The 23,698-nt window shown below is 50.1% G+C and carries 20 protein-coding genes; 18 read left to right on the forward strand and 2 right to left on the reverse strand.

Features of this window, described 5'->3' with window-relative positions; genetic code table 11:
- Positions 1-10: 10 nt before the first annotated feature.
- The 4 genes from WJM45_RS12575 (at position 11) to WJM45_RS12590 (ending at position 7,293) form a co-directional block, all read left to right on the forward strand.
- A complete protein-coding gene (locus tag WJM45_RS12575; RefSeq protein ID WP_341325444.1) occupies positions 11-1,774 on the forward strand; it encodes a nitrate ABC transporter ATP-binding protein in 1,764 nt (587 codons plus the stop codon).
- Between the two features lie 280 nt (positions 1,775-2,054).
- A complete protein-coding gene (locus WJM45_RS12580) occupies positions 2,055-3,326 on the forward strand; it encodes an alginate export family protein (protein ID WP_341325445.1) in 1,272 nt (423 codons plus the stop codon).
- Positions 3,327-3,391: 65 nt separating this feature from the next.
- Positions 3,392-4,615, forward strand: a complete 1,224-nt coding sequence (locus WJM45_RS12585) for an FAD-dependent oxidoreductase (RefSeq protein WP_341325446.1) — start codon at positions 3,392-3,394, stop codon at positions 4,613-4,615.
- Positions 4,616-4,623: 8 nt separating this feature from the next.
- Positions 4,624-7,293, forward strand: coding sequence for a molybdopterin-dependent oxidoreductase (locus WJM45_RS12590; protein ID WP_341325447.1), 2,670 nt, complete (start codon positions 4,624-4,626; stop codon positions 7,291-7,293).
- A gap of 158 nt (positions 7,294-7,451) precedes the next feature.
- On the opposite strand, the gene uvrD is transcribed toward WJM45_RS12590, so the two are convergent.
- Positions 7,452-9,617: a DNA helicase II gene (gene uvrD, locus WJM45_RS12595; protein ID WP_341325448.1), complete on the reverse strand. Its 2,166-nt coding sequence runs from the start codon at positions 9,615-9,617 to the stop codon at positions 7,452-7,454.
- A 107-nt stretch (positions 9,618-9,724) separates the two neighbouring features.
- Here uvrD and WJM45_RS12600 point away from each other — a divergent pair, with 107 nt between their 5' ends.
- Positions 9,725-9,961 carry a DUF2892 domain-containing protein gene (locus WJM45_RS12600; protein WP_341325449.1) on the forward strand — a complete coding sequence of 79 codons (237 nt, stop codon included), beginning with the start codon at positions 9,725-9,727 and terminating at the stop codon, positions 9,959-9,961.
- 53 nt (positions 9,962-10,014) lie between these two features.
- Here WJM45_RS12600 and WJM45_RS12605 read toward each other — a convergent pair whose 3' ends face one another.
- Positions 10,015-10,452, reverse strand: a complete 438-nt coding sequence (locus WJM45_RS12605; protein ID WP_341325450.1) for an FxsA family protein — start codon at positions 10,450-10,452, stop codon at positions 10,015-10,017.
- Between the two features lie 279 nt (positions 10,453-10,731).
- Between WJM45_RS12605 and cutA the strand changes: the two genes are divergently transcribed.
- The 13 genes from cutA (at position 10,732) to purH (ending at position 23,449) form a co-directional block, all read left to right on the forward strand.
- Positions 10,732-11,052 (forward strand): divalent-cation tolerance protein CutA, encoded by a 321-nt coding sequence (gene cutA / locus WJM45_RS12610; RefSeq protein ID WP_341325451.1) that lies wholly within the window; start codon positions 10,732-10,734, stop codon positions 11,050-11,052.
- Complete coding sequence (gene dsbD / locus WJM45_RS12615) at positions 11,037-13,274, forward strand: protein-disulfide reductase DsbD (protein ID WP_341325452.1); 2,238 nt, start codon at positions 11,037-11,039, stop codon at positions 13,272-13,274. The genes cutA and dsbD overlap by 16 nt, the downstream gene beginning before the upstream one ends.
- Positions 13,271-13,786: a redoxin domain-containing protein gene (locus WJM45_RS12620; RefSeq protein WP_341325453.1), complete on the forward strand. Its 516-nt coding sequence runs from the start codon at positions 13,271-13,273 to the stop codon at positions 13,784-13,786. The genes dsbD and WJM45_RS12620 overlap by 4 nt, the downstream gene beginning before the upstream one ends.
- A 149-nt stretch (positions 13,787-13,935) precedes the next feature.
- Entirely contained in the window at positions 13,936-14,382 is a 447-nt protein-coding gene (aroQ, locus tag WJM45_RS12625; RefSeq protein WP_341325454.1) for a type II 3-dehydroquinate dehydratase, read from the forward strand.
- A gap of 4 nt (positions 14,383-14,386) precedes the next feature.
- Positions 14,387-14,830, forward strand: a complete 444-nt coding sequence (accB, locus tag WJM45_RS12630) for an acetyl-CoA carboxylase biotin carboxyl carrier protein (protein WP_341325455.1) — start codon at positions 14,387-14,389, stop codon at positions 14,828-14,830.
- Between the two features lie 20 nt (positions 14,831-14,850).
- Complete coding sequence (gene accC / locus WJM45_RS12635; protein WP_341325456.1) at positions 14,851-16,194, forward strand: acetyl-CoA carboxylase biotin carboxylase subunit; 1,344 nt, start codon at positions 14,851-14,853, stop codon at positions 16,192-16,194.
- A 105-nt stretch (positions 16,195-16,299) separates the two neighbouring features.
- A complete protein-coding gene (gene prmA / locus WJM45_RS12640; RefSeq protein WP_341325457.1) occupies positions 16,300-17,181 on the forward strand; it encodes a 50S ribosomal protein L11 methyltransferase in 882 nt (293 codons plus the stop codon).
- Between the two features lie 3 nt (positions 17,182-17,184).
- A complete protein-coding gene (locus tag WJM45_RS12645) occupies positions 17,185-17,829 on the forward strand; it encodes a zinc-ribbon and DUF3426 domain-containing protein (RefSeq protein ID WP_341325458.1) in 645 nt (214 codons plus the stop codon).
- Positions 17,830-17,982: 153 nt separating this feature from the next.
- Entirely contained in the window at positions 17,983-19,179 is a 1,197-nt protein-coding gene (locus WJM45_RS12650; RefSeq protein WP_341325459.1) for a class I SAM-dependent rRNA methyltransferase, read from the forward strand.
- A gap of 221 nt (positions 19,180-19,400) precedes the next feature.
- A complete protein-coding gene (locus WJM45_RS12655) occupies positions 19,401-19,943 on the forward strand; it encodes a hypothetical protein (RefSeq protein ID WP_341325460.1) in 543 nt (180 codons plus the stop codon).
- A 217-nt stretch (positions 19,944-20,160) separates the two neighbouring features.
- Entirely contained in the window at positions 20,161-21,144 is a 984-nt protein-coding gene (gene dusB / locus WJM45_RS12660; protein ID WP_341325461.1) for a tRNA dihydrouridine synthase DusB, read from the forward strand.
- A gap of 1 nt (position 21,145) precedes the next feature.
- On the forward strand, positions 21,146-21,430 hold the full coding sequence (locus WJM45_RS12665) for a helix-turn-helix domain-containing protein (RefSeq protein WP_341325462.1): 285 nt from the start codon (positions 21,146-21,148) through the stop codon (positions 21,428-21,430).
- Between the two features lie 459 nt (positions 21,431-21,889).
- On the forward strand, positions 21,890-23,449 hold the full coding sequence (purH, locus tag WJM45_RS12670) for a bifunctional phosphoribosylaminoimidazolecarboxamide formyltransferase/IMP cyclohydrolase (RefSeq protein ID WP_341325463.1): 1,560 nt from the start codon (positions 21,890-21,892) through the stop codon (positions 23,447-23,449).
- Positions 23,450-23,698: the final 249 nt, after the last annotated feature.

Here is a 23,698-nt window from a genome sequence, read left to right on the forward strand (position 1 = left end):
GGAGACCGACATGAAAACATCCCGACTCTTACGTATCGATGACGAATCAATCGACACGCCGGCACCCGCCGCGCCGTTAGCTAAGGTTCATACCTTGAAACCTTTCCTGCAACTCAAAAACGTTTGCAAATCCTACGGCGAGGGCAAGAGTAAAACGCCGGTATTGAAAAACATCAATCTGGACATCGAGGCAGGCGAATTTATCGCGATCGTCGGTTTTTCCGGCAGCGGCAAGACCACGCTGATTTCAACGATCGCGGGATTGATCGAGGCCGACAGCGGCGAGGTGCTTAAACAAGGCCGGCCGATCAAGGGACCGGGGCCTGACCGTTGCGTGGTCTTTCAAAATTATTCGCTGCTGCCTTGGCTTACCGTATTCGACAATGTCGCACTGGCCGTCGATCAACGCTTCAAGGATTGGCCTGCCGACCGGCGTAAAGCGCATACCGAAAAATACGTACGCATGGTGAATTTGGGGGCGGCAATGACTAAAAAACCGGCCGAACTGTCGGGCGGCATGCGTCAACGCGTCAATGTGGCCCGGGCTTTGGCCGCCAATCCCGATATCTTGTTGTTGGACGAACCCTTGAGCGCACTAGATGCACTGACGCGCGGTAAACTCCAGGACGAAATCCTCGCGATTTGGCAAGCGGAAAAGAAAACCGTCATTTTGATCACGAACGATGTCGACGAAGCCATTTATATGGCCGATCGCGTCATCGCGCTAAATCCCGGGCCCGGCGCGACATTCGGCCCCAGTTTCAAGATACCGTTGGCAAGACCGCGCGACCGAACAGCGCTGAATCACGATGAAACCTTCAAGAAACTTCGCGCCGAAATTACTCGCTACTTGATGAATGTCGGCATGCAAAAAACCGACGCGACCGATAAAGAAAATTTAGTCTTGCCGGATGTTCGGCCCAACACCAGCAACGATTGGAAATTGGACATCTCAGCTTTAAAACCCAAACAAAACGATTTGGGCAAACCTCGTTATCTGGAATTCTCGCAACTCTCGAAAATCTATCCGACACCCGACGGTAAAAGCACGGTCAAGGTTGTAGACGGATTCGACATGTTAGCCAAAAAAGGCGAATTCATCTCGATCATTGGCCATTCGGGCTGCGGTAAATCGACCGTGTTGTCGATGACCGCAGGCCTAACCGACGTTTCCGAAGGCGGTATCGTACTCGACAACAAAGAAATCGACAGTGCCGGTCCGGACAAGGGCGTCGTATTCCAATCGCCCAGCCTATTTCCTTGGTTGACCGCGTTCGAGAACGTCATGCTTGGCGTTGACAACGTTTACCCGCATGCATCGCAATCCGAACGCGATGATATCGTCGAATATTACTTAACCCGCGTCGGACTGGCCGATGCGATGGATAAAAAAGCAGCGGACCTCTCCAACGGCATGCGCCAACGGGTGGGAATCGCCCGCGCCTTTGCCTTGTCGCCGAAACTGTTATTGCTCGACGAACCCTTCGGCATGCTCGATTCTCTGACCCGTTGGGAATTGCAGGAAGTTCTGATGGAAGTCTGGGAACGAACCCATGTCACCGCGATCGTCGTGACCCACGATGTCGATGAAGCCATCTTGCTCGCCGACCGAGTCGTGATGATGACCAACGGCCCGCACGCGAAGATCGGCAAGATCGAAACGATCGACCTACCAAGGCCGCGCACACGACAAGCCTTGCTCGATCACCCGGATTATTACCAGTACCGAGAAAGCCTACTGACCTTTCTGGCCGAATGCGAGCATACGCATTGAGACGCTTATATAACCTCAGTTCGGGATAAAAGAATCATATACACCAATGGATTAAGGTTGTATCAGGCGGCTCTGGAAGAAGTGTGCGCGGCATGGATGCCGCGCTCAAGCCTCCATGGACGGATTCACGGCGTCTTCTGGAAGAGATGCCTGATACAGCCTGATTTCCTCAGGTTTGTATAGGATACGCGATACATCCTTTGTCTGCCGTGTTGCCTATCCAGCCCTTAAGGATCGCATAGCCGACCAAAACGATTTCATGTTCATTAAGGAGAATACGATGCTATTAGCTACCGCTTTACCGCTTAAAACCCGAAGGTCTTGGCATATCGCCTGTTCGGCAACATTAATCGCAATAACATCGTCCGCCCGGGCCGGCGAATTTGACGAAACGATCGAAAACGCACTCAAGTTCGGACAAAGCGACGGTAAATACGGTCAAGTCACTTTCGACCTAAACTATCGTTACGAACACGCCAACACCGAAGGCACCCCGCCGGAACCGGCCAATGCCAATACCTTTCGCTTACGTCTAGGGTATTTGAGTCCGAATGTATTCGGTTGGCAAGGCTTCGCCGAATACGAGAATATCTTTGCTGCGCAACGCGATTACAATGGCGTATCGACCGGCAACAGCCGTTATCATGTTGTCGCCGACCCGGCCGACCGGCACGAATTGAATCAACTCTGGCTCACTTTTAACGGTATTCCGGATACATTGATCAAGGGCGGACGGCAACGCATCAAGCTGGATGACGACCGTTTCATCGGTAACGTCGGTTGGCGGCAAATGGAGATGACCTACGATTCTGTGCTGGTGACGAACACGTCGATTGCCGATTTGACGATTCGGGCCGGCTATATCGGCAGGGTCCGAAACATTCTTTCGTTGACCGACAACACCGAACTGCCTTTACTCAACGTCAATTACAACTTCGGTAATTTGGGCAGTACCGTTGCTTACGGTTACTGGTTGAAATATACCGAAGACAGGGCGTTGTTCGGCCGCTCCAGCCAGACCTACGGTATTAGATTGATCGGTTCGCCGCAAATCAACGAAGACTTGGCACTGCATTACACGGCCGAATACAGCTATCAAGCCGATTATCAAAACAATCCGAACAACTTCGCATTGGATCGCTACAACCTGATGGGCGGCTTGACGCTATTCGGCATCACTGCAAAAGCGGCGATGGAACAACTTAACGGCAACGGGCGCAATGCCTTCCAAACGCCGCTCGGCACTAACCATGCCTTTCAAGGCTGGGCCGACCGATTTCTGGCAACGCCGGCCGACGGTATTCGGGACGTCAACTTCACCTTGGGCAGCAGCGTGCTCGGCGCCAATTTAATGTTCGTCTATCACAACTTCACCGACGACAGCGGTAGTATCGATTACGGCAACGAATACGATTTCCAAGTCACCAAAGCCTTCGGCAAGCACTATTCCGTCTTGCTGAAGTACGCCTATTACGCCGCCGATGCCAACGCCCCCGCTTTTGCCCAAAACGACACGCAAAAGGTTTGGGTACAGGGCAACATTTCTTTTTAATCGCTTGGCTATTAACACGCTCGGGTAAAGTCATCGCGCCCGCTTCTTCTTTGAGGAGAATGATCATGAAACAAAAACTGGTCGTCATCGGCAACGGCATGGCGGGCATGCGCACCGTCGAAGCCTTGACCGAATCGGCACCCGACTTATACGACATCACCGTGTTCGGCGCCGAACCTTACGGGAATTACAACCGCATCCTGCTGACGCCGGTCTTGTACGGCGAAAAACGGATCGATGACATCATGATTCACGACTTCGCTTGGTATCGAAAACACCATATCACCTTGCATTGCGGCCCGGATAAAACCGTCGTCGATGTCGACCGGAGCCGCCGCCGCGTGATCGCAAAGGACGGCACGGAAGCTTCTTACGACCGGTTATTGATCGCAACCGGTTCGCTGCCGTTGATTCTACCGATTCCGGGCCGCGACACCGAAGGCGTGATGAGTTTCCGAGAAATCGCCGATGTCGAAACGATGATCGCAAAAAGCCGAAGCAAACGGCACGCCATCGTACTCGGCGGCGGCTTGTTGGGCTTGGAAGCCGCCAACGGTCTTAAGCAGCGCGGCATGCATGTGACCGTCATCAATCGCGCCGATCATTTATTGAATCGCCAACTCGATAACGAGGCCGGCGATCTCTTGAAAGCGCAGCTCGAAGCCAAGGGCCTGCATTTCAAGCTGGGTTGCACGATCGAAAACATCATCAGCCGAAACGGCCATGTCTCGGAAGTCGATTTGAGCGACGGTAGTTCTCTACCCGCTGACCTACTGATCATGGCAACCGGTATCAAGCCGAATATCGCGCTCGCAAAAACCATCGGTCTCGACTGCGAACAAGGCATCGTCGTCGACGACACGATGCAAACCAGCGACTCTAATATCTATTCGGTCGGCGAATGCGTGCAGCATCGGGGCGAATTATTCGGCCTGGTCGCGCCGGTGTACGAGCAAGCCAAAGTCTGTGCCAGGCAATTGAGTCATCGAAGCGATGCGCGTTATCAAAGCTTATTACCGGTAACCCGGCTCAAGGTGACCGGCATCGATCTGTTTTCGGCGGGCGATTTCAATGGCGGCGAACACTACGAGCAGATCGTTTTCAAGGATCCTGCCCTGTATATCTATAAAAAACTGGTCATCAAGAACCGGCGTATCGCCGGCATCTTGCTTTATGGCGATACCGGCGATTCGGCTTGGTATCTCGATTGTTTAAAAAACGGTACCGATATTTCGCCGTACCGCGATTTTTTAATTTTCGGGCGCCCAACCTTGTCGATTGCCGCGTGACTGCCGCCATGAACGGAAAGACGATCAAAACCACCTGTCCTTATTGCGGAGTCGGCTGCGGTATCGTTGCTACCGTCGATGATGCTATCGCCCACAAAGTGACGATAGAAGGCGATTCGGATCATCCCGCCAATTTCGGTAAACTGTGCTCGAAAGGTTCGGCCTTGGGCGACACCGTATCCATGGAAAATCGTCTGCTGCATCCCGAAGTCGATGGCATACCCTGTGACTGGAATACCGCGCTCGACACCGTTGCCGACGGTTTGACTTCTGTCATCCGGCAATACGGGCCCGACTCGGTAGCGTTCTATGTTTCGGGCCAGTTATTGACCGAAGATTATTATGTCGTCAATAAATTCATGAAAGGCTTTATCGGTTCGGCCAATATCGACACCAATTCAAGGCTATGCATGTCCTCGGCGGTCACTGGTTACAAACGGGCTTTCGGCGCCGATGCCGTCCCGTGCAACTATGAAGACCTGGAAGCCGCCGAATTGATCGTGCTCACCGGCTCGAACACCGCCTGGTGTCACCCGGTCGTGTTTCAGCGTATTCTCAAGGCCAAAGAAAACAATCCGGCACTGAAAGTCGTCGTCATCGACCCGCGCCGAACCGCAACATGCGACAGCGCGGATTTGCATTTGGCGATCAAACCGGGCATGGACGGCTTATTATTCAACGGTTTGTTGGCCTATTTGGCACAAAGCGATGCGCTCGATAACGACTATATCGCCGCGCATACTCAGGATTTCGAATGGGCTTTACAGTCCGCCCAAAGTACTGCAGGAAGTATTGAAGCTGTCGCGCAAGACTGCGGCTTGTCCTCGGTCGACGTCGAAACGTTTTACAGTTGGTATGCGAACACCGCTAAAACCGTTACGGTCTATTCGCAAGGCATCAATCAATCGGCCTCCGGCTCCGATAAATGCAATGCCATCATCAATTGCCATTTGGCGACCGGTAGAATCGGGAAACCGGGCATGGGGCCTTTTTCGTTCACCGGCCAGCCGAATGCGATGGGCGGTCGCGAAGTCGGCGGATTGGCCAATACCTTGGCCGCGCACATGGAATTGGATAATCCCGAGCATATCGACCGCGTCGCCCGCTTTTGGCAAACCGATAGGATCGCGACCCGTCCCGGCCTGAAAGCGGTCGAACTGTTCGATGCAATCGATGCGGGCACCGTCAAGGCGGTTTGGATTATCGCAACGAATCCGGTGGTCACACTGCCGGACGCCGATAAAGTCAAAAATGCGCTGAAACGCTGCGATCTCGTCATCGTATCGGATTGCATCAAGAATACCGATACGGTCGATTTGGCACATGTCCGCTTACCGGCGGCCGGCTGGAGCGAAAAAAACGGTACCGTCACGAACATGGAAAGGCGAATATCGCGTCAGCGACCGCTATTCCCGTTTTCCGGAAACGCTAGGCCGGATTGGTGGATCGTCAGTCAAGTCGCCGTCCGCATGGGCTTCAATCATGCCTTCGCCTACCGGTCCGGTGCCGACATTTTCCGCGAACATGCCGCGCTGTCCGGCTTTGAAAATAACCGGAAAGACCAACCGCGCGATTTCGATATTTCAGCCTTCGCGGATCTGACCGAAGACGCTTACGACCGGTTACAACCTGTGCAATGGCCGGTCACCAAGAAGAATCCTAACGGCACCGCGCGCCTGTTCACCGACGGTAAGTTTCATACCGCGTCTCGAAAAGCCCGGTTCATTGCGATACGCCCGCGCCTGCCGGTTAACAAGCCCGATCCGAATTATCCTTTTACGTTGAATACCGGACGCCTGCGCGATCAATGGCATACGATGACCCGAACCGGCTTGTCGGCGAAACTGAATGCTCATAAACCGGAGCCTTTCGTCGAGATTCATCCGCTCGACGCGGCACGTTATCATTTACAAACGCATGACCTAGCGACGGTATCTAGTCTTTGGGGCAACATGATTGCCCGAGTCGTCGTCACCGAAAACCAGCAACCCGGCAGCCTCTTCGTGCCGATGCACTGGACGGCGCAACTCACTAGCAGAGGACGCGTCGGCGCATTAGTCAACCCGGTGGTCGATCCGCATTCCGGCCAACCGGAAAGCAAACAAACGCCGGTAACCATCACGCCTTACCGAGCGCTTTGGTACGCAACGCTATTGTCGCGTTCGCCGTTGGCCATAGACGATATAGAATATCGCGTTACATTCAAAGGCAACGACTTCATCCGCTACGAGCTGGCCGACCGTACCCCCTTCCCTTCTTGGCGCGATTGGTTAAGTTCGTTATCCGGCGAATCGAACAAGCCTCATTGTCTGGAATACAGCGATCCGGAACGGGGCGATTATCGCAGTGCGCTAATCATCAACGGTCGACTGGAAGTTTGCCTGTTCGTGTCCTCATCACCGCTATTGCCGGAAACCGGCTGGCTTGAAACGCTATTCGCGCAACCGCAGATCAACAAAGAGGAGCGCTTACGATTATTGAGCGCTTTGCCGCCGGAAGGACAAGAGGATTGCGGCCGCTTGGTTTGTTCCTGTTTCAATGTCGGCGAAAAGTCGATCGCCAAAGCGGTTCGGGAATTCAATTTGGCGAACATCGAACAAATCGGGCAAAAACTCAGCGCAGGAACCGGCTGCGGCTCTTGTCTGCCTGAGTTGAAAGGGTTTTTACCGAAGCAATGACTATTTGCCTTTTTACCTAGAAAAGCATTTCGTCCACGAAACACACGAAAATCACGGCTATAAAGCATGTAGCCCGTATGCAGCGTAGCGGAATACGGGAATGGCATGGCTCCGAACTTCCCGGATTGCGCTACGCTGCATCCGGGCTACTATGTGTGTTAAACTCCCACTCCTTCCAACTTGGCATATGACAACATCAACCATTTGATACCCACCTGCTGGAAATTGATCTGAATGCGCTCCTGTGCGCCGCTGCCTTCTCTTTGCAGCACCACACCTTCGCCGAATTTTTCATGGCGGACGCGCTGCCCCAATTTGTATGAACCCGGCTCATGACTATCCACGTTTCCGGTAAATGAAACCGGACGGCTGACCTGGGCGCGCATCCTGACTTCCTGAAGCGTTTCGGTCGGAATTTCTCGCAAAAACCGCGAAGGCTTCGGATAGGTTTCGCGCCCCCACAAACGCCGGGATTCAGCATAAGTCAAACACAAGTTTTCCATCGCGCGAGTCATGCCGACATAACAAAGCCTACGCTCTTCTTCCAAGCGCCCCGGATCCTCGATCGATTGTTGCGACGGAAACAAACCTTCCTCGAAACCGACCAAAAACACCCTCTTGAATTCCAAGCCCTTAGCGGCATGCAAGGTCATCAGCTGCACGCAATCTTGCTCGGCACCACTTTGCATTTCGCCGGCTTCGAGCGCCGCATGCGCCAAAAACATATCGAGTTCGCTTAAATTTTCTTCGTTATCTTGATCGTACTCGAACAGTCGTGCGGCATTGACCAATTCTTCCAAGTTTTCGACGCGTGCCTCGCCTTTATCGTCTTTTTCTTTTTTATAAAACTCGATCAAACCGGACTTTTCGACAACGAGTTTGACTTGCTCGAACAGCGGTAAGCCTTGCGTCTGTTCGGCGAGGTGTCGAATCAAGGCAATGAATCCGTGCATGGCGTTCAGCGCTCTCGGCGTCATCAACTTTTGATCGATTGCGAGCTTGGCCGCTTGGCGAAGGGACAGATTCCTGTCGCGCGCCAATACTCGGATGTCGTCCAAAGATTTGGCGCCGATACCGCGCGTCGGCGTATTGACGACGCGTTCGAACGAGGCATCGTCGTCAAGATTGGCCATCAGGCGCAAATAAGCCAAGGCATTTTTAATTTCGGCCCGATCGAAAAAGCGCAAGCCGCCGTAGACACGATAAGGAATACTGGTCGCGATCAGCTTTTCCTCGAACTGGCGCGATTGCGCGTTGGAACGGTAAAGAATCGCGATGTCGCTGCGCATTCCACCTTCATTGACCCATTTTCGAATACGCTCGACAACGTAATAGGCTTCGTCCTGCTCGTTGAACGCGGCATAAACCGAAATCGGCTCGCCGTCCCCGCTATCGGTCCAAAGCTCCTTGCCCATTCGTCCTTCGTTATGCTCGATGACCCGGTTGGCCGCTTTCAGAATATGGCCGGTCGATCGGTAGTTTTGTTCCAGTTTGACGACCTTATGGTTCGGATAATGCTTTTGAAATCGAAAAATATTTTCGATTTTCGCGCCGCGCCATCCGTAAATGGATTGATCGTCGTCGCCGACCACGAATAGATTATCGCGATCTTGCGTCAACAGCCGCAGCCAGGCATATTGAATCGTATTGGTATCTTGAAATTCGTCGACATGCACATGCCGGAACCGTTGTTGATAAAAACTCAAGGTTTCGGGATTGTCGCGCAGCAATTCATGCGCGCGCAGCAGCAGTTCGGCAAAATCGACCAGACCCGAGCGCTGACAGACCTCTTCGTAAGCCTTATAAATCGCCAGCATTTGCCGCGCAAAAAAATCGCCGGTTTCCGGCATGTGCTTGGCCCGAATACCCTCGTCTTTTTGCGCGTTGATATACCATTGCGCTTGCTTGGGCGGCCATTTGGCCTCGTCCAGATTCAGGTTTTTGTAGAGACGCTTGATCAGCCGCAATTGGTCGTCCGAATCCATCACTTGAAAAGTCTCGGGCAGTTGCGCTTCTTTGGCGTGACGTCTGAGCAGGCGATGCGCGAGTCCATGAAAGGTGCCTATCCACATCGAACGCGCAGAAATATTGAGCAGATCTTCGATACGGGTGCGCATTTCCGTTGCGGCTTTATTAGTGAAGGTGACAGCCAAGATACTATGCGGCGAATGGCCTTCGACTTGAATCTGCCAAGCGATGCGATGCACCAAGACCCGGGTCTTGCCGCTACCGGCGCCGGCTAAAACCAACATTGCGCGGGACGGCGCCGATACCGCTTCGCGTTGAGCATCATTGAGAGGATTAATAATTGAAGTAATATCCATTTGTTATCGTTGAAACATTTCTATAAGCTATGCGCGTTTAAGGAAAGCAATAATGACGGCCGGACCGGGCTTTAATAACCAACATTAATTAGCAGAGGGGACTTACAATGAGCTTCGATTTTAAACGCATGATAAAATTCGAACACAATCTTGGCGATAAGGATAAAAAATACCGCATGTTCGGAGGCGCGGCATTGGTATTGATATCTTTATTCACCGCAAAAATTATTTTATTACTGTTAGGAACCGTATTGATCGGCACCTCTTTTTTCGGTTGGTGTCCGGTTTATTCCGGGCTCAACAAGAACACTTGCACTAGCGGCGAACCGGAAAGTAGCCAATAAGCCGCTTAATTTCTACAGGGACGTAGATCAAGCGGCTTAATAAGAAAGACCTGTCAATCCTCCTTTTTATATTCGCCTTCCAAGACATTATTATCTTTGGATCGCCCGGGATGAACCGCGCTACCCGTCTGTATCAGGTGGTTCTCAATCACATAACGGGCGATTTTGCCGCGCAGCTGAGGTATTAGACATGCAAAGCCAAGCACATCGGTAAAAAAACCGGGAGTCAATAACAATGCTCCACCAACCAGCAATATCGGCCCTTCAATCATTTCGTAAGCGGGAACCACGCCCTGGTTCAAATTATCTTGAAAACGCCTTAAGGTCGCAAAACCTTGCTGTCTTAACAAAGCAGCGCCCAATACGGCAGTAAATACCACCAAAACAACCGTCGGAAATACACCGATCAAGCCGCCGATGGGCAGCAGCAAATAAATCTCCAAAAAAGGAATGATCAAAAAACACAAAAATACAACTTGAAAAACTTTCATTTAAAATTCCTAAACAAATTTCACATTGGAAACAGATAACCCCGGAAAGTTTCCCATTTGAAATCAATTATACCTACTCTAAGATCGAAATCCGGCACCGGGAGCCCTCGGGCACTTCCGAAACTTGAAGTACGAAAGTTATGAACCCATTTTCATCCGCTCAAAATCAATGAACCAAGACCGGCGAAAAATCGCACCGAGACCTTATCCTGAATTAAACGTTACAATATAGGGATTTTAAAACCGAAACTCCAGAACAAATTGACCGAGTCTCCAGTTATGTCGAATCACATTATCCTCTTTTGCACCTGTCCGGATCAGAATACGGCAAGCTCTATCGCTCAAACATTAATCGTAGAAAATTTAGCCGCTTGCGCAAATATTCTTCCAGGATTGACTTCCGTTTATCGCTGGCAAGATCAAATCGAAACGGATCAGGAATACCTGTTGCTCGTTAAGACACGACGCGATATTTACCCGCAAGTGGAACAACGCATACAAGAGACGCATCCCTATGAACTTCCCGAGATCGTCGCGGTCTCTGTCGAACACGCTTTGCCTGAGTATCTGAAATGGATCGATTCATGCCTATCAAAATAATACTGCTTTGCCTCATTGCAAATTTTCATCAAGCCGTCTTTGCCATCAGCGAAAGCGACTTACTGCCGCAAGAGCAAGCTTTTAAACTCACCGCCAAGGCTAATACAGAGAATAAAATCGTTCTAACCTGGCAGATCGCCGACGGCTACTATTTGTACCGTGATAAATTGGGCGTTGAAAGCCGGTCAGAACGGATTACACTCGACGATATCACTTATCCTCCAGGAAAAACGAAGCATGACGAGTTTTTCGGCGACATGGTCATTTATCGAAACAAACTCGCCGTTGAAGTGCCGATCATCAAGCTAGACAATGCGCTTAACACCTTGCAATTGACAGTTAAACATCAGGGTTGCGCCGATATCGGCATTTGTTATCCTCCTCAAAAGACCGCACTGACGGTAGACCTAGCGCCTCAAGAGGCTCCCGCGAAAACCGGCTCGATTTTCGGCTTAGTTCAGGGCCTGAGCGACTTAAAGCTAAATCTGTTCCAGGATGAATTGCTTCCGGCGGAACAAGCCTTCCGCTTTTTCGCTTCGGTCAAGGACCCGAACACGCTGACCGTCAATTGGCAAATTGCGGAAGGCTATTATCTATATCGCGACAAATTTCAATTCGATATCCTAGATTCCGAAAAAGTAAAAATCGGCAACTTCACTTTGCCCGGAGGCACGCCTTACCACGACGAGGAATTCGGCGACGTTGAAATCTTCCGTAATGACCTAAGCTTCGATTTGCCGATTAACCGCTATCAAGCGGATCAACAAAATATTATTCTTCAAGCACAATTTCAAGGCTGCGCGGATCGAGGCGTATGTTATCCTCCGATGTCGCAAAGCACGCCATTGGATCTACCGATGACCGCACAGGCATCGAAGCCGATCAATGCCTTTACAAGCACTCGGGTCGACGAACCGCAATCCGAACAAGACCGCATCGTTCAATCTTTGCATCAAAACACGCTCTGGCTAACATTACTGTCCTTTTTCGGCTTCGGGTTGTTACTTTCTTTCACACCCTGTATTTTTCCGATGATACCGATTTTATCCGGCATAATCGTCGGTCAACGCAACCGGGTAACCACTAGCCGCGCCTTTCTTTTATCACTGAGTTACGTCACCGCCTCCGCATTGACCTACACGGTTTTCGGTGTCTTGGCAGCGTTATTCGGCAGCAATCTACAAACGACCTTTCAACAACCTTGGATTATCGCGCTGTTCAGCGGTATTTTCGTATTGTTGTCGTTGTCGATGTTCGGTTTTTACAACCTAGAAATGCCCGCATCGATTCAAACTCGACTGCATAAATCCAGCGACAAACACCGTGACGGTTCGTTTTGGAGCGCGGCGATCATGGGCTCGTTATCTTCTTTGATCGTAGGCCCCTGCGTTGCGGCTCCGTTGGCCGGCGCGTTGATCTATATCGGCCAAACCGGCGATGCCGTGCTCGGCGGCATCGCATTATTCGCGATGGGATTCGGTATGGGAGTGCCTCTATTGATACTCGGCGCATCGGCCGGAAAACTATTACCGAAGGCCGGTCAATGGCTGAATGCAACCAAAGCGGTCTTCGGCGTGATCATGCTGGCTGTCGCCCTATGGATGCTGGACCGTATTTTGCCGCCCGATATCACGATGTTCCTATGGGCCTTATTACTGATCATACCGGCCATTTACCTGAAAGCGATTGACCCGTTGAGCGAAAATGCAGGCGGCTGGAAAAAGCTTTGGAAAGGCGCCGGAGTCGTGATGCTGACCTACGGCGTCCTGTTATTGATCGGCTTAGGCATGGGCAACCATAACCCGCTAAAACCTTTGCAGGGACTGAGTTTAGCAAGCACAGCCAAGGCCGAAAGCCCCCTGCCCTTTGTCGAAGTCGCCTCGCTACATGAGCTCGAAAACAGCATAGAAAGGGCAGCCCGCAACAATCAACCGGTCATGCTCGACTTTTATGCCGACTGGTGTGTCTCGTGTAAGGAAATGGAGGCCTATACTTATATGCACCCTGAAGTCAAACAAGAACTGAATCGCTTCGTTTTATTGAAGGCGGACGTCACGGCAAACAATTTTGAACATCAAGCCTTGCTGAAAAAATTTAACTTAGTCGGGCCTCCGGCCACTTTATTTTTCGGTACCGACCTAGCCGAAAAAAAACATTTACGCGTGATAGGCTATCAGGATGCCAACGCTTTTTTAAACATACTGCGGCAAGTTGATTTATGAAACAAACCACGGCACTTATTATCGCCGCAGTTGTCGCTTTAGCCGGCGGAATTTGGCTACAAAATAAAACACAGCCGGAAACGCATAGTGAAACCATGGAACTACCGGATTACCGACTACCCGATTTGAACGGCAACGAACGCAGCCTATCCGAATGGCGAGGAAAAATCACCATCGTCAACTTTTGGGCAACCTGGTGCCCTCCTTGCCGCGAAGAAATCCCCGAATTTGTTGCCTTACAGCAAGAATACCAAGACCGTGGCTTGCAATTTGTCGGCATCGCTATCGAAACTAAAGAATCGGTCAAAAAATATCTCGACTTTGTCGACATCAATTATCCGATGCTAATCGCCGGCGACCAAGGCATCATCTTGACTCAACAATGGGGAAATTCTGCCGGAATCCTTCCTTTCAGCCTTATCTTCAATCAAGAAGGTCGAATAATTCATAAACAATCCGGACAATTATCCCGCAACAAGATTATCGAAATCATCGAACCTCTGATGGACTGAGAAAACATCAAATCATTCGATAAACCATGTAAATGTCTTAAAAGATCCAGTGATTACGCCTTATTTGTGTTAAATGACATAAATATGGACAAACGTGCTTAAATTAGGGAGAATTATCGGCACCGAATCTAAATTAGCACTTCAATTGCATGGCGAATATTTGCGTTATTAACGGTCCGAACTTGAATCTGCTGGGTCTAAGAGAACCTACCCATTACGGTAGCAAAACCTTAGCCGATATACAGCTGGCGATGGAAAAATCCGCCTCGACTCTGGGTCACGCGCTCCGTTTTCACCAATATAACGCCGAACACCAAATCGTGGAATTGATTCATCGATCTTTTTCCAACGATGTCGATTTTATCATTATTAATCCAGCAGCTTTTACTCATACCAGCGTGGCGATACGCGACGCATTGCTGGCGACCAAGATTCCCTTCATTGAAGTGCACCTGTCGAACGTACATGCCCGGGAAGCTTTTAGAAAACATTCCTATTTTTCGGATATTGCCGTGGGAGTTGTTTGCGGACTGGGAGCCATCGGTTACGAATTGGCCTTGACGGCCGCTCACGAGATATTAGCAAAGAGAACATAACACAATGGATATTAGAAAAATAAAAAAACTGATCGAGCTCATCGAAGAATCGGATATTGCCGAATTAGAAATCAGTGAGGGGGAAGAATCCGTCCGAATTAGTCGTTACTCGAATGCCGCCCAAGTGAACTACGCACCGGCTCAATTCGCTCCGACCACCCCATCTTCGGCACCCGCACCAAGCCCTGTAGAACCGACAGAGAAAAAAATAACCGGTCATATTGTAAAATCGCCGATGGTCGGCACTTTCTACAGGTCCGCGTCTCCCGGCGCCAAACCTTTTGTCGATATCGGACAATCGGTACAAGCAGGCGATACTCTCTGTATCATAGAAGCGATGAAAATCCTCAACCAAATCGAAGCCGATAAAACCGGTACAGTAACGCAAATATTGGTTGAGAACAGCCAACCCGTCGAATATGACCAACCTTTGTTTGTCATTGAATAACAACCCAAAGGTATTTAATCATGTTCGATAAAATAGTCATCGCCAATCGAGGCGAAATAGCCTTGCGCATCTTGCGCGCTTGCCGTGAACTTGGAGTCAAGGTTGTCGCGGTACATTCCGTGGCGGACCGGGATCTAAAACATGTTAGGCTAGCCGATGAGTCGGTTTGCATAGGCCCCGCCCCATCCACCGATAGCTATCTAAATATCCCAGCCATCATAAGCGCGGCCGAAGTCACCGATGCCGAAGCCATTCATCCGGGATACGGCTTTCTATCGGAAAATGCCGATTTTTCGGAAAAAGTAAAGCAAAGCGGCTTTGTTTTCATCGGCCCGAATGCAGATACGATCCGCATAATGGGCGATAAAATCGCCGCAAAAAAGGCAATGATAGCCGCCGGCATTCCCTGTGTACCGGGCAACGGCAATCCGTTAACCGACAATAATAAGCAAAACCTGCAAATGGCTCAGGAAATCGGTTACCCGGTTATCATCAAAGCCGCCGGCGGCGGTGGCGGACGCGGAATGCGCACCGTACATACCGAAGCCGCATTGATCAATGCCATTACCATGACGAAAGCGGAAGCGAGTGCCGCGTTCGGAAACGATACCGTGTACATGGAAAAATTCCTGGAAGATCCCCGCCATATCGAATTCCAGGTGATGGCCGATTCACACGGTAATGCGATCCATCTTGGCGAGCGCGATTGCTCGATGCAGCGAAGGCACCAAAAAGTCGTCGAAGAAGCGCCGGCACCGGGCATTACCGACGAAGAACGTAACCGTATGGGCGAATTGTGCGCCAAAGCTTGCCGCGATATCGGCTACCTGGGCGCAGGGACCTTCGAGTTCCTGTATGAAAAAGGCGAATTCTTCTTCATAGAAATGAATACGCGGGTTCAAGTCGAGCATCCGGTTACCGAAATGGTCACCGGCTTCGATATCGTTAAGGAACAATTACGTATCGCCTACGGATTACCCTTATCGATTACTCAAGAGCAAGTCAAAATTCAAGGTCATGCGATCGAGTGTCGACTGAATGCCGAAGACCCCAAGACCTTCATGCCCTGTCCCGGTACGATCCATCAATTCCACATGCCGGGCGGCCCCGGCATTCGGTGCGAAACACACATCTATAACGGCTACAAAGTACCGCCTTATTATGATTCGATGATCGGTAAGCTAATCGCGCACGGCGAAAACCGCAATAGCGCCATTGCAAGAATGACAACCGCATTGAACGAAATGGTGATCGACGGTATAAAAACGAATATACCGCTCCAAAAAGACATCATGACCGACTCCGGATTCATCGCCGGACAACGCAACATTCACTATCTTGAAAAGCTATTGGACTTAAACTAGCATGCTTGATTGGGTCGGGTCACGCTATCGCTGACCCGACCGCAAGATCCCAGCTGAGTAAGCATTTCCAGTAAATACCCTCCTTTAATCGACAATGATGGCTTTATGTCCTGGCATCAATTAAGCGTGATTACCGACGAAGTCTCGGCGCCCGAACTTTCTGATTATTTCAGCGATCTGGGCGCGGTTTCGGTTACTTACATGGACGCCGAAGACCAACCGGTCTATGAGCCCCCGCCCGGCGAAACCAAGATCTGGCCTAATACAAAAGTCATCGCTTTGTTTGAACTCGATACCCAGCCGGAAGACATTAAAGCACGAGTATTCGACGCTTTTAATCGGCATTCGCTCAAGGAGTGGTCGGCGGAAATTCTGGAAGACCAAGCCTGGGAACGCGCCTGGATGGAGTATTATCATCCGATGAAGTTTGCCGATAGACTTTGGGTTTGTCCGACCGGACAAGAGCAACAAGAGCCCGGCACGGTTTGCCTGACTCTCGACCCGGGGCTTGCCTTTGGTACCGGCACGCATCCGACTACCGCATTGTGCCTGGAATGGCTTGCCGAACATGACCTGAGCGACAAAACCGTCATCGACTACGGCTGCGGATCGGGAATATTGGCGGTTGCCGCCGTGTTGCTCGGCGCTCGTGAAGCTCATGCCATCGATATCGATCCGCAGGCACTAACGGCGACACACGACAATGCGATAAAAAACGGCATTGCCGATAAAATCCGATGCTACTTACCGGAACAATTCGCGGCCCGCACCGCCGACATCGTTATAGCCAATATCTTGGCTCAACCGCTGATCGAATTATCCGGCAAGATCGCCGCACTACTCGCTCCCTCCGGCTCTTTGGTTTTATCCGGTATTTTGAACGAACAAGCCGAAGCCGTCAGCGCAGCGTACCGGCCTTTTATTACACTCAATCCGCCGGCAATCCAAGAGGACTGGTGTCGCCTGGACGGACGAAAAGATAAATAAGCGATGTTCACACAATGCCCCGAATGTCACCACCCGCAAACGTTGACAATAGATCAATTACGCGAAACTCGGGGCATAATCCGCTGCAGCCACTGCTCGACGCAATTTGATGCACTGCAACGACTCGGCGAAACTCCGGCGGATGTTCCATTGGCCCCTTCTGAAGAACAACTACCCTGGGTACAAGACCGAAAGGCCGCTAACCCGCTTTTATGGAATTCATCGGCAGCCGCAGGCCTCATCCTGTTGTGCGGACAAATTATCTATTTCCAAGGTCCTTCGGCATTACAACACGAAAAATTCAGACCCTGGTTCATTGAAGCGTGTTCTTATTTAGGCTGTTCATTACCCGACTACAGAAACCTGACCGACTTTTCGGTTTTAACGAGCTCGCTGATCTTGACCGCCGATCAAAATTACTATTTCAAGGCCACCATCAACAATCAGGCTGAATTCGCCCAACCGTATCCGGGCATTAAACTGACTTTATTGAAGCTTTCCGGCGAACCATTCGCGCAACGCGCATTTACACCGGACAATTTAACTTTCCGCACCGACAAAATCGCGCCTCACGAAACCATCGAAATCGGTCTCGCCATCGCCGCACCCAGCGCTTCGGTCGGCGGCTATACTTTCGAACTTATATAACCCAGCATTAACAAATGTAGTGTCTACGGCCTATGCTACTGAAATAACAAAATCAAAAATCATGCAAAATTTAACTTTGTAGCGCCATAAAATTTATTATCACATATTTTTTCAATAACTTATGATAGAGAAATGTTAAAGCTGGGTTAATTCATGCCGCATCCTGAAATTTATTTAAAGAAAAACGAAGACCGACGCTTGCGCCAAGGCCATTTATGGGTTTTCAGTAATGAAATCGACACCAAACGAAGCGCGCCCAACGATTTAGAACCCGGGCAACTGGTTAATATCCTTGCGGCCGACGGCAAACAACTAGGAAGCGCCTACTTTAATCCGCACACCTTAATTTGCGCGCGCTTATTATCCAGAAAGTCCGACTTGAGCTGTAGCGTCAAATTTTTTAAAAAACGACTAAGTACCGCATTGCAACTGCGCGAACAACTCTTCGGTAAACCTTATTATCGTCTTGTGTTCGGAGAAAGCGACGGCCTGCCCGGCTTGGTTGTGGACCGTTTCGGCGATGTTTTATCGGTGCAAATCACGACCGCCGGCATTGAACGCCACAGAAACGAATTACTGACCGCTTTGATCGAATTGTTTAACCCGCAAGCCATCGTATTGAAAAACGACAATAGTCAACGTGCATTGGAAGGCTTACCTTTAGACAATGAAATCATATACGGCAGTTTGCCGGAAACAATGATCATTGAAGAAAATGGGTGCTTATTTAGAGTCGATATTCAAGAAGGCCAAAAAACCGGCTGGTTTTACGACCATCGCGACAGCCGCAATCGTCTTATGCAACTATGTAAAGAACGAAGTGTATTGGATTTGTTCTGCTATACCGGCGCTTGGAGTATTCCTGCGGCCGTCGCCGGAGCCTCCGAAGTCACTTGCGTAGACGCCTCCGAAAATGCACTGAAGCTTGCATCGAAAAATGCGCAATTAAACGGTGTGGACGCAAAGATGAAATTCAAGCACAGCGATGTATTCGATTTTCTGAAGGCTGCCCGTCAAGAAAACCGACATTACGATACTATCGTCCTTGATCCGCCCGCATTGATCAAACGCAAAAAAGATTTTAAGCAGGGCTACGAAGCTTACCGGCGCCTCAATCATTTAGCCTTGCAAATATTATCTCCGAACGGCATACTGGTTTCAGCATCCTGTTCACACCATCTAGGACGCGATGCGCTCCACGAGATCCTAAGATCTTCCGCGCGTCATATAGATCGACATTTAATTTTTTTTGCCGCCGACGGACAGGGCCCCGATCACCCGATACACCCGGCAATACCCGAAACGGATTATCTAAAGACGTTTTTTTGCGCCGTTTCTCCAAGCTTATGACCTTTTCGTTATATGCCTACTGAAGCAACAAAGCCGCCATGCGCATTGTGCGGCCAATCGGTTGAAATAAAAGCCTTTACATTCGACACACCTACAAAACAGTTATTCTTCTGCTGTGCCGGTTGTTTAAGCATTTATCAACTGCTCAACGAAAATCAAAGCACCGACGCTAATCAATCCGACGACCCAATCACACCACCTAATAAAGAGGTCTATTAACCATGAAAGCCTGCAATTCCTGCGCTCACCGCGTTGCCATCGGACGCAATTACCGAAACGTTCCTGTTTGGAAAAGAGCGATTGGAGTACCGTTGATTTATTTACCGATACTGACGTTACCATTCGTATTTGCTAGCGCTTACCTAACCTATCTACATTTACGTTTGATCGGCGCCAAAGACCTCAAAACCTTATCCGACTTCTTGCCGGCCCGCTCGACCCATCGCTATAACTTAAAAAACCAAATTACAATGGACCCAACATTCAAATTGAGTCCTTCACAATCGAAACTTTATTGGCTATTCAACTGCACTTGGTATTGCCCACTCAGCGTCGGCCTGTTCGAATGGCATACTTACATGGTCAAAATCGTTGAAAATTGGTGGTGCCCATTCGGTCACGAGAAAAAAGAAAACTATAAAGACGGTGCTATCGATAAATCGTTCTGGCATATTTATCAAAATGATGAAGACAAACTTAACCCGGAAGACCGTGTTAACCCCATCTGGAATGACGAAGTTGAAAAAGAGCAAGAGGAAAGGTGAAAGAAAAAAGAGGAAAGAGGAAAGAGTAATAGTGAGCAGTACGTAGCCCTTATGCAGCGCCAGCGGAATACGGGAAATTCTTGGCATCGTCCTTCCAGAAGAAGCTACGCTTCATCCGAACTACGCTTATTGAAGCGCCGGTCTGCATTTCCACGCAGGAGCGTGAGAACGAGGAAAAACTCCATTCACTATTCACTGATCACCGCTAACTAAAACCATGCAAATAGGACCGCATACTCTCGAAAACAATCTAATCCTCGCCCCAATGGCCGGAATTACCGACCGTCCGTTCAGAACGCTCTGTAAACAATTCGGCGCGGGACTTGCCGTATCTGAAATGGTCAGCTCCCTGCCGTCATTGCAAACCAATAAACGCACCTTATTAAAAGCTGACCACAGCGGCGAAACGGGCCTACGTTCGGTGCAGATTGTCGGAACAAATCCGCGGCAAATGGCCGACACCGCTAAACTTAACGTCGACCGGGGCGCCGACATCATCGATATCAACATGGGATGCCCGGCAAAAAAAGTCTGTGCAGTCGCCGCCGGCTCTGCCCTAATGAGAGATGAGGATCTAGTCAAACGCATTCTCGAAGCCGTCGTCGAGGCAGTTTCGGTTCCAGTCACATTGAAAATCCGCACCGGCTGGGATCCGCAAAATCGTAATGCGCCGACTATCGCTAAAATAGCCGAAGACGCCGGCATTGCCGCACTGACCATACATGGCCGAACACGCGCCTGTAAATTCAATGGCAACGCCGAATACGAAACCATCAAGCAAATCAAAAAAATCATCGCAATTCCGGTCATCGCGAACGGCGACATCGACTCGGCCGACAAAGCTCGTTATGTCCTGAAAAAAACGGGGGCCGATGCGCTTATGATCGGCCGCGGCGCTCAAGGCAACCCTTGGATTTTTAGCGACATAATCAATTCTTTACATAACGAAGAACCCTTAGAATCGCAAACTATCGACTCGACCCGCGAAACTTTATTGAGTCATGTACAACAATTATATAGTTTCTACGGCAACCTAAGCGGTGTTAAAATAGCGCGCAAACATATCGGTTGGTATCTTGACAGGCTCGGCATCTTGCCTGTCGAAATTCGCAATGCTATCAACCGAGCTCAACAGCCGACCGAACAAATTCAGCATATCGACTCGGCATTCCGGCATTTTTCATACCATCGTGCTGCATAATATGGAAGCAACTCAACAATCCGCTAAGGTGATTAATATTGACAATAAAATACCGACCGCAATACCGTTGTCTGCACAGGTCAAACAAGCCATTGAGCTCTATTTTTCGCAACTAAACGGTCATGATGCGGCAGGACTCCACGCAATGGTCATCGGCGAAGTCGAAAAACCGCTGCTGGAAGTCACGCTACAGCATGCCGGTTATAACCAAACCAAGGCAGCCAAAGTACTCGGTTTAAGCCGTAGCACCTTACGTAAAAAACTGGACCAATACGGTATCTCTTAACCCAGCCTTAACATTTAGTAAAGATAGGGTATTAAAAATAACAAACATTATGAAACTACATTTGTTAAAGCTGCGTTCATTTTTACTAATATCGCTTTCGTTCAAGGATATTATTTTTCCGGGCTACCTAAAAAAAATTTAACCACGAAAAGAAAAAGGCATTAATCGAATTGTCGAAAAGTAAGTATTCAGTCCCCCAGCTATTCTCGTTCCCGTGCTTTGCGTGGGAACGCCTGAGTACCGCTCCAGCGTTACGAGACGATAGAGCGTCTCGGTCTTCATTCCCACGCTGGAGCGTGGGAACGATAAGGGGGAAATAATTACGTCGAAAATCGATGAACACCCTTTCTATAATCCCTAAGGTCTTCATAAACTTTCTATTTTTTGTGGCTTAACTGCCCAGTGATACCTGAAACCCTTTTCGATACCGATCAACACTCCTTACCCGAGGCCCCACTCATGTACAAAAAAGTTACTCGCGCACTAGTCAGCGTTTCCGACAAATACGGCATCGTTGAATTCTGCCGAGCACTGAACGACTTAGGCATTGAAGTTTTATCAACCGGCGGTACGGCAAAAGCCCTGGCTGAACAAGACATTCCTGTTATTGAAGTCTCCGACTATACCGGTTTTCCGGAAATGATGGACGGAAGAGTCAAAACCCTGCATCCGAAGATACACGGCGGTATATTGGCCCGGCGCGGCATCGACGATGAAGTGATGGCCGCCAACGGCATCGCTGCGATCGACATGGTCGTGGTTAACCTTTATCCGTTCGAGAAAACCATCGCCAGACCGGATTGCGACCTGGAAACTGCAATCGAAAATATCGACATCGGCGGACCGACAATGATTCGCGCGGCCGCCAAAAACCATAACGATGTCGCTGTCGTCGTGGACCCAAGGGATTACGAAGCCATCTTGTCGGAATTGAGAGAAAACAACATTGGCTTATCTCAAGAAACACGTTTCAGCTTAGCCTTGAAATGTTTTCAACATACCGCAAATTACGATACCGCGATTTCAGCCTACCTGGGCCAAGTGAATAGCCAAACGTTTCCCGAAGTCCTGAATTTGCAGTTCAAACTCAAACAAACCATGCGTTATGGTGAAAACCCTCACCAATCGGCCGCTTTTTACCGGGAGCGCAACCCGGCTGCAGGAAGCATCGCCGCCGCGAATCAAATACAAGGCAAAGAACTTTCCTATAACAATATCGCCGACTCTGACGCCGCGCTTGAATGCGTCAAGTCCTTCGAAGAGCAAGCCGCCTGCGTCATCGTTAAACATGCGAATCCATGCGGCGTCGCAATCGCGGACACTATTCTAGAGGCTTACAACAGAGCCCATGCGACCGACCCGACCTCGGCATTCGGCGGCATCATCGCTTTCAACCGAGAACTCGATGAAGCAACCGCCTCGGCCATCATCGAACGCCAATTCGTCGAAGTCATTATCGCGCCTACAGTTAACAACGACGCACGCGCTATTCTCGCGAAAAAACAAAATGTCAGGGTTCTCGAAACGGGTATCTGGACCAGCGGTAACGAGCCAGGCTTCGATTACAAAAAAGTGACCGGCGGATTATTGGTGCAAGATCGCGATCACGGCACCGTGGCACAAGCCGAACTAAAAGTTGTCAGTCGCCGCGCTCCGACTGCACAGGAACTCGCCGACTTGATGTTTGCTTGGAAGGTAGCCAAATTCGTCAAATCAAACGCGATCGTCTATTGCAAAAACGGTCAAACGATCGGCGTCGGCGCCGGACAAATGAGCCGCGTATATTCGGCTAAAATCGCCGGAATCAAAGCCGCCGACGAAAACTTGTCCGTGCCGGGTTCGGTGATGGCATCGGACGCGTTCTTTCCGTTTCGCGACGGCATCGATTCGGCCGCAGAATGCGGTATCACAGCCGTGATTCAACCCGGCGGATCGATGCGCGACAACGAAGTCATTGCGGCGGCCGACGAGCACGATATCGCAATGGTTTTTACCGGCATGCGCCATTTCCGGCACTAGCCACTATCATCAAAATAGAACTCGGTTAGCATCACTGCCATTAAGGAATATGCACAAAATAACTTCTACAAGTAATAGGCTTTGCGGCGGTGCGGTGACTCACTTGACAGGACACCGAGAATACATCCATGTAGGCTTAACGTCGGCGACTGATTGCCATGGATGGCAGGCTTTTCTGGTTCCCACGGTCCTCCGTGGGAAGCCATACCTTGGCTATCGAGACAAAATCGGTATACATTCCCATGCTTG

Source organism: Methylotuvimicrobium sp. KM2 (assembly GCF_038051925.1).
Classification (GTDB): domain Bacteria; phylum Pseudomonadota; class Gammaproteobacteria; order Methylococcales; family Methylomonadaceae; genus Methylotuvimicrobium.

What these genes read in the sequence shown, in the direction of transcription:
- WJM45_RS12575 (WP_341325444.1), top strand. Translation starts at nt 11, where the DNA reads ATGAAAACATCCCGACTCTTACGTATCGATGACGAATCAATCGACACG.
- WJM45_RS12580 (WP_341325445.1), top strand. Translation starts at nt 2,055, where the DNA reads ATGCTATTAGCTACCGCTTTACCGCTTAAAACCCGAAGGTCTTGGCAT.
- WJM45_RS12585 (WP_341325446.1), top strand. Translation starts at nt 3,392, where the DNA reads ATGAAACAAAAACTGGTCGTCATCGGCAACGGCATGGCGGGCATGCGC.
- WJM45_RS12590 (WP_341325447.1), top strand. Translation starts at nt 4,624, where the DNA reads ATGAACGGAAAGACGATCAAAACCACCTGTCCTTATTGCGGAGTCGGC.
- uvrD (WP_341325448.1), bottom strand. Translation starts at nt 9,617, where the DNA reads ATGGATATTACTTCAATTATTAATCCTCTCAATGATGCTCAACGCGAA.
- WJM45_RS12600 (WP_341325449.1), top strand. Translation starts at nt 9,725, where the DNA reads ATGAGCTTCGATTTTAAACGCATGATAAAATTCGAACACAATCTTGGC.
- WJM45_RS12605 (WP_341325450.1), bottom strand. Translation starts at nt 10,452, where the DNA reads ATGAAAGTTTTTCAAGTTGTATTTTTGTGTTTTTTGATCATTCCTTTT.
- cutA (WP_341325451.1), top strand. Translation starts at nt 10,732, where the DNA reads ATGTCGAATCACATTATCCTCTTTTGCACCTGTCCGGATCAGAATACG.
- dsbD (WP_341325452.1), top strand. Translation starts at nt 11,037, where the DNA reads ATGCCTATCAAAATAATACTGCTTTGCCTCATTGCAAATTTTCATCAA.
- WJM45_RS12620 (WP_341325453.1), top strand. Translation starts at nt 13,271, where the DNA reads ATGAAACAAACCACGGCACTTATTATCGCCGCAGTTGTCGCTTTAGCC.
- aroQ (WP_341325454.1), top strand. Translation starts at nt 13,936, where the DNA reads ATGGCGAATATTTGCGTTATTAACGGTCCGAACTTGAATCTGCTGGGT.
- accB (WP_341325455.1), top strand. Translation starts at nt 14,387, where the DNA reads ATGGATATTAGAAAAATAAAAAAACTGATCGAGCTCATCGAAGAATCG.
- accC (WP_341325456.1), top strand. Translation starts at nt 14,851, where the DNA reads ATGTTCGATAAAATAGTCATCGCCAATCGAGGCGAAATAGCCTTGCGC.
- prmA (WP_341325457.1), top strand. Translation starts at nt 16,300, where the DNA reads ATGTCCTGGCATCAATTAAGCGTGATTACCGACGAAGTCTCGGCGCCC.
- WJM45_RS12645 (WP_341325458.1), top strand. Translation starts at nt 17,185, where the DNA reads ATGTTCACACAATGCCCCGAATGTCACCACCCGCAAACGTTGACAATA.
- WJM45_RS12650 (WP_341325459.1), top strand. Translation starts at nt 17,983, where the DNA reads ATGCCGCATCCTGAAATTTATTTAAAGAAAAACGAAGACCGACGCTTG.
- WJM45_RS12655 (WP_341325460.1), top strand. Translation starts at nt 19,401, where the DNA reads ATGAAAGCCTGCAATTCCTGCGCTCACCGCGTTGCCATCGGACGCAAT.
- dusB (WP_341325461.1), top strand. Translation starts at nt 20,161, where the DNA reads ATGCAAATAGGACCGCATACTCTCGAAAACAATCTAATCCTCGCCCCA.
- WJM45_RS12665 (WP_341325462.1), top strand. Translation starts at nt 21,146, where the DNA reads ATGGAAGCAACTCAACAATCCGCTAAGGTGATTAATATTGACAATAAA.
- purH (WP_341325463.1), top strand. Translation starts at nt 21,890, where the DNA reads ATGTACAAAAAAGTTACTCGCGCACTAGTCAGCGTTTCCGACAAATAC.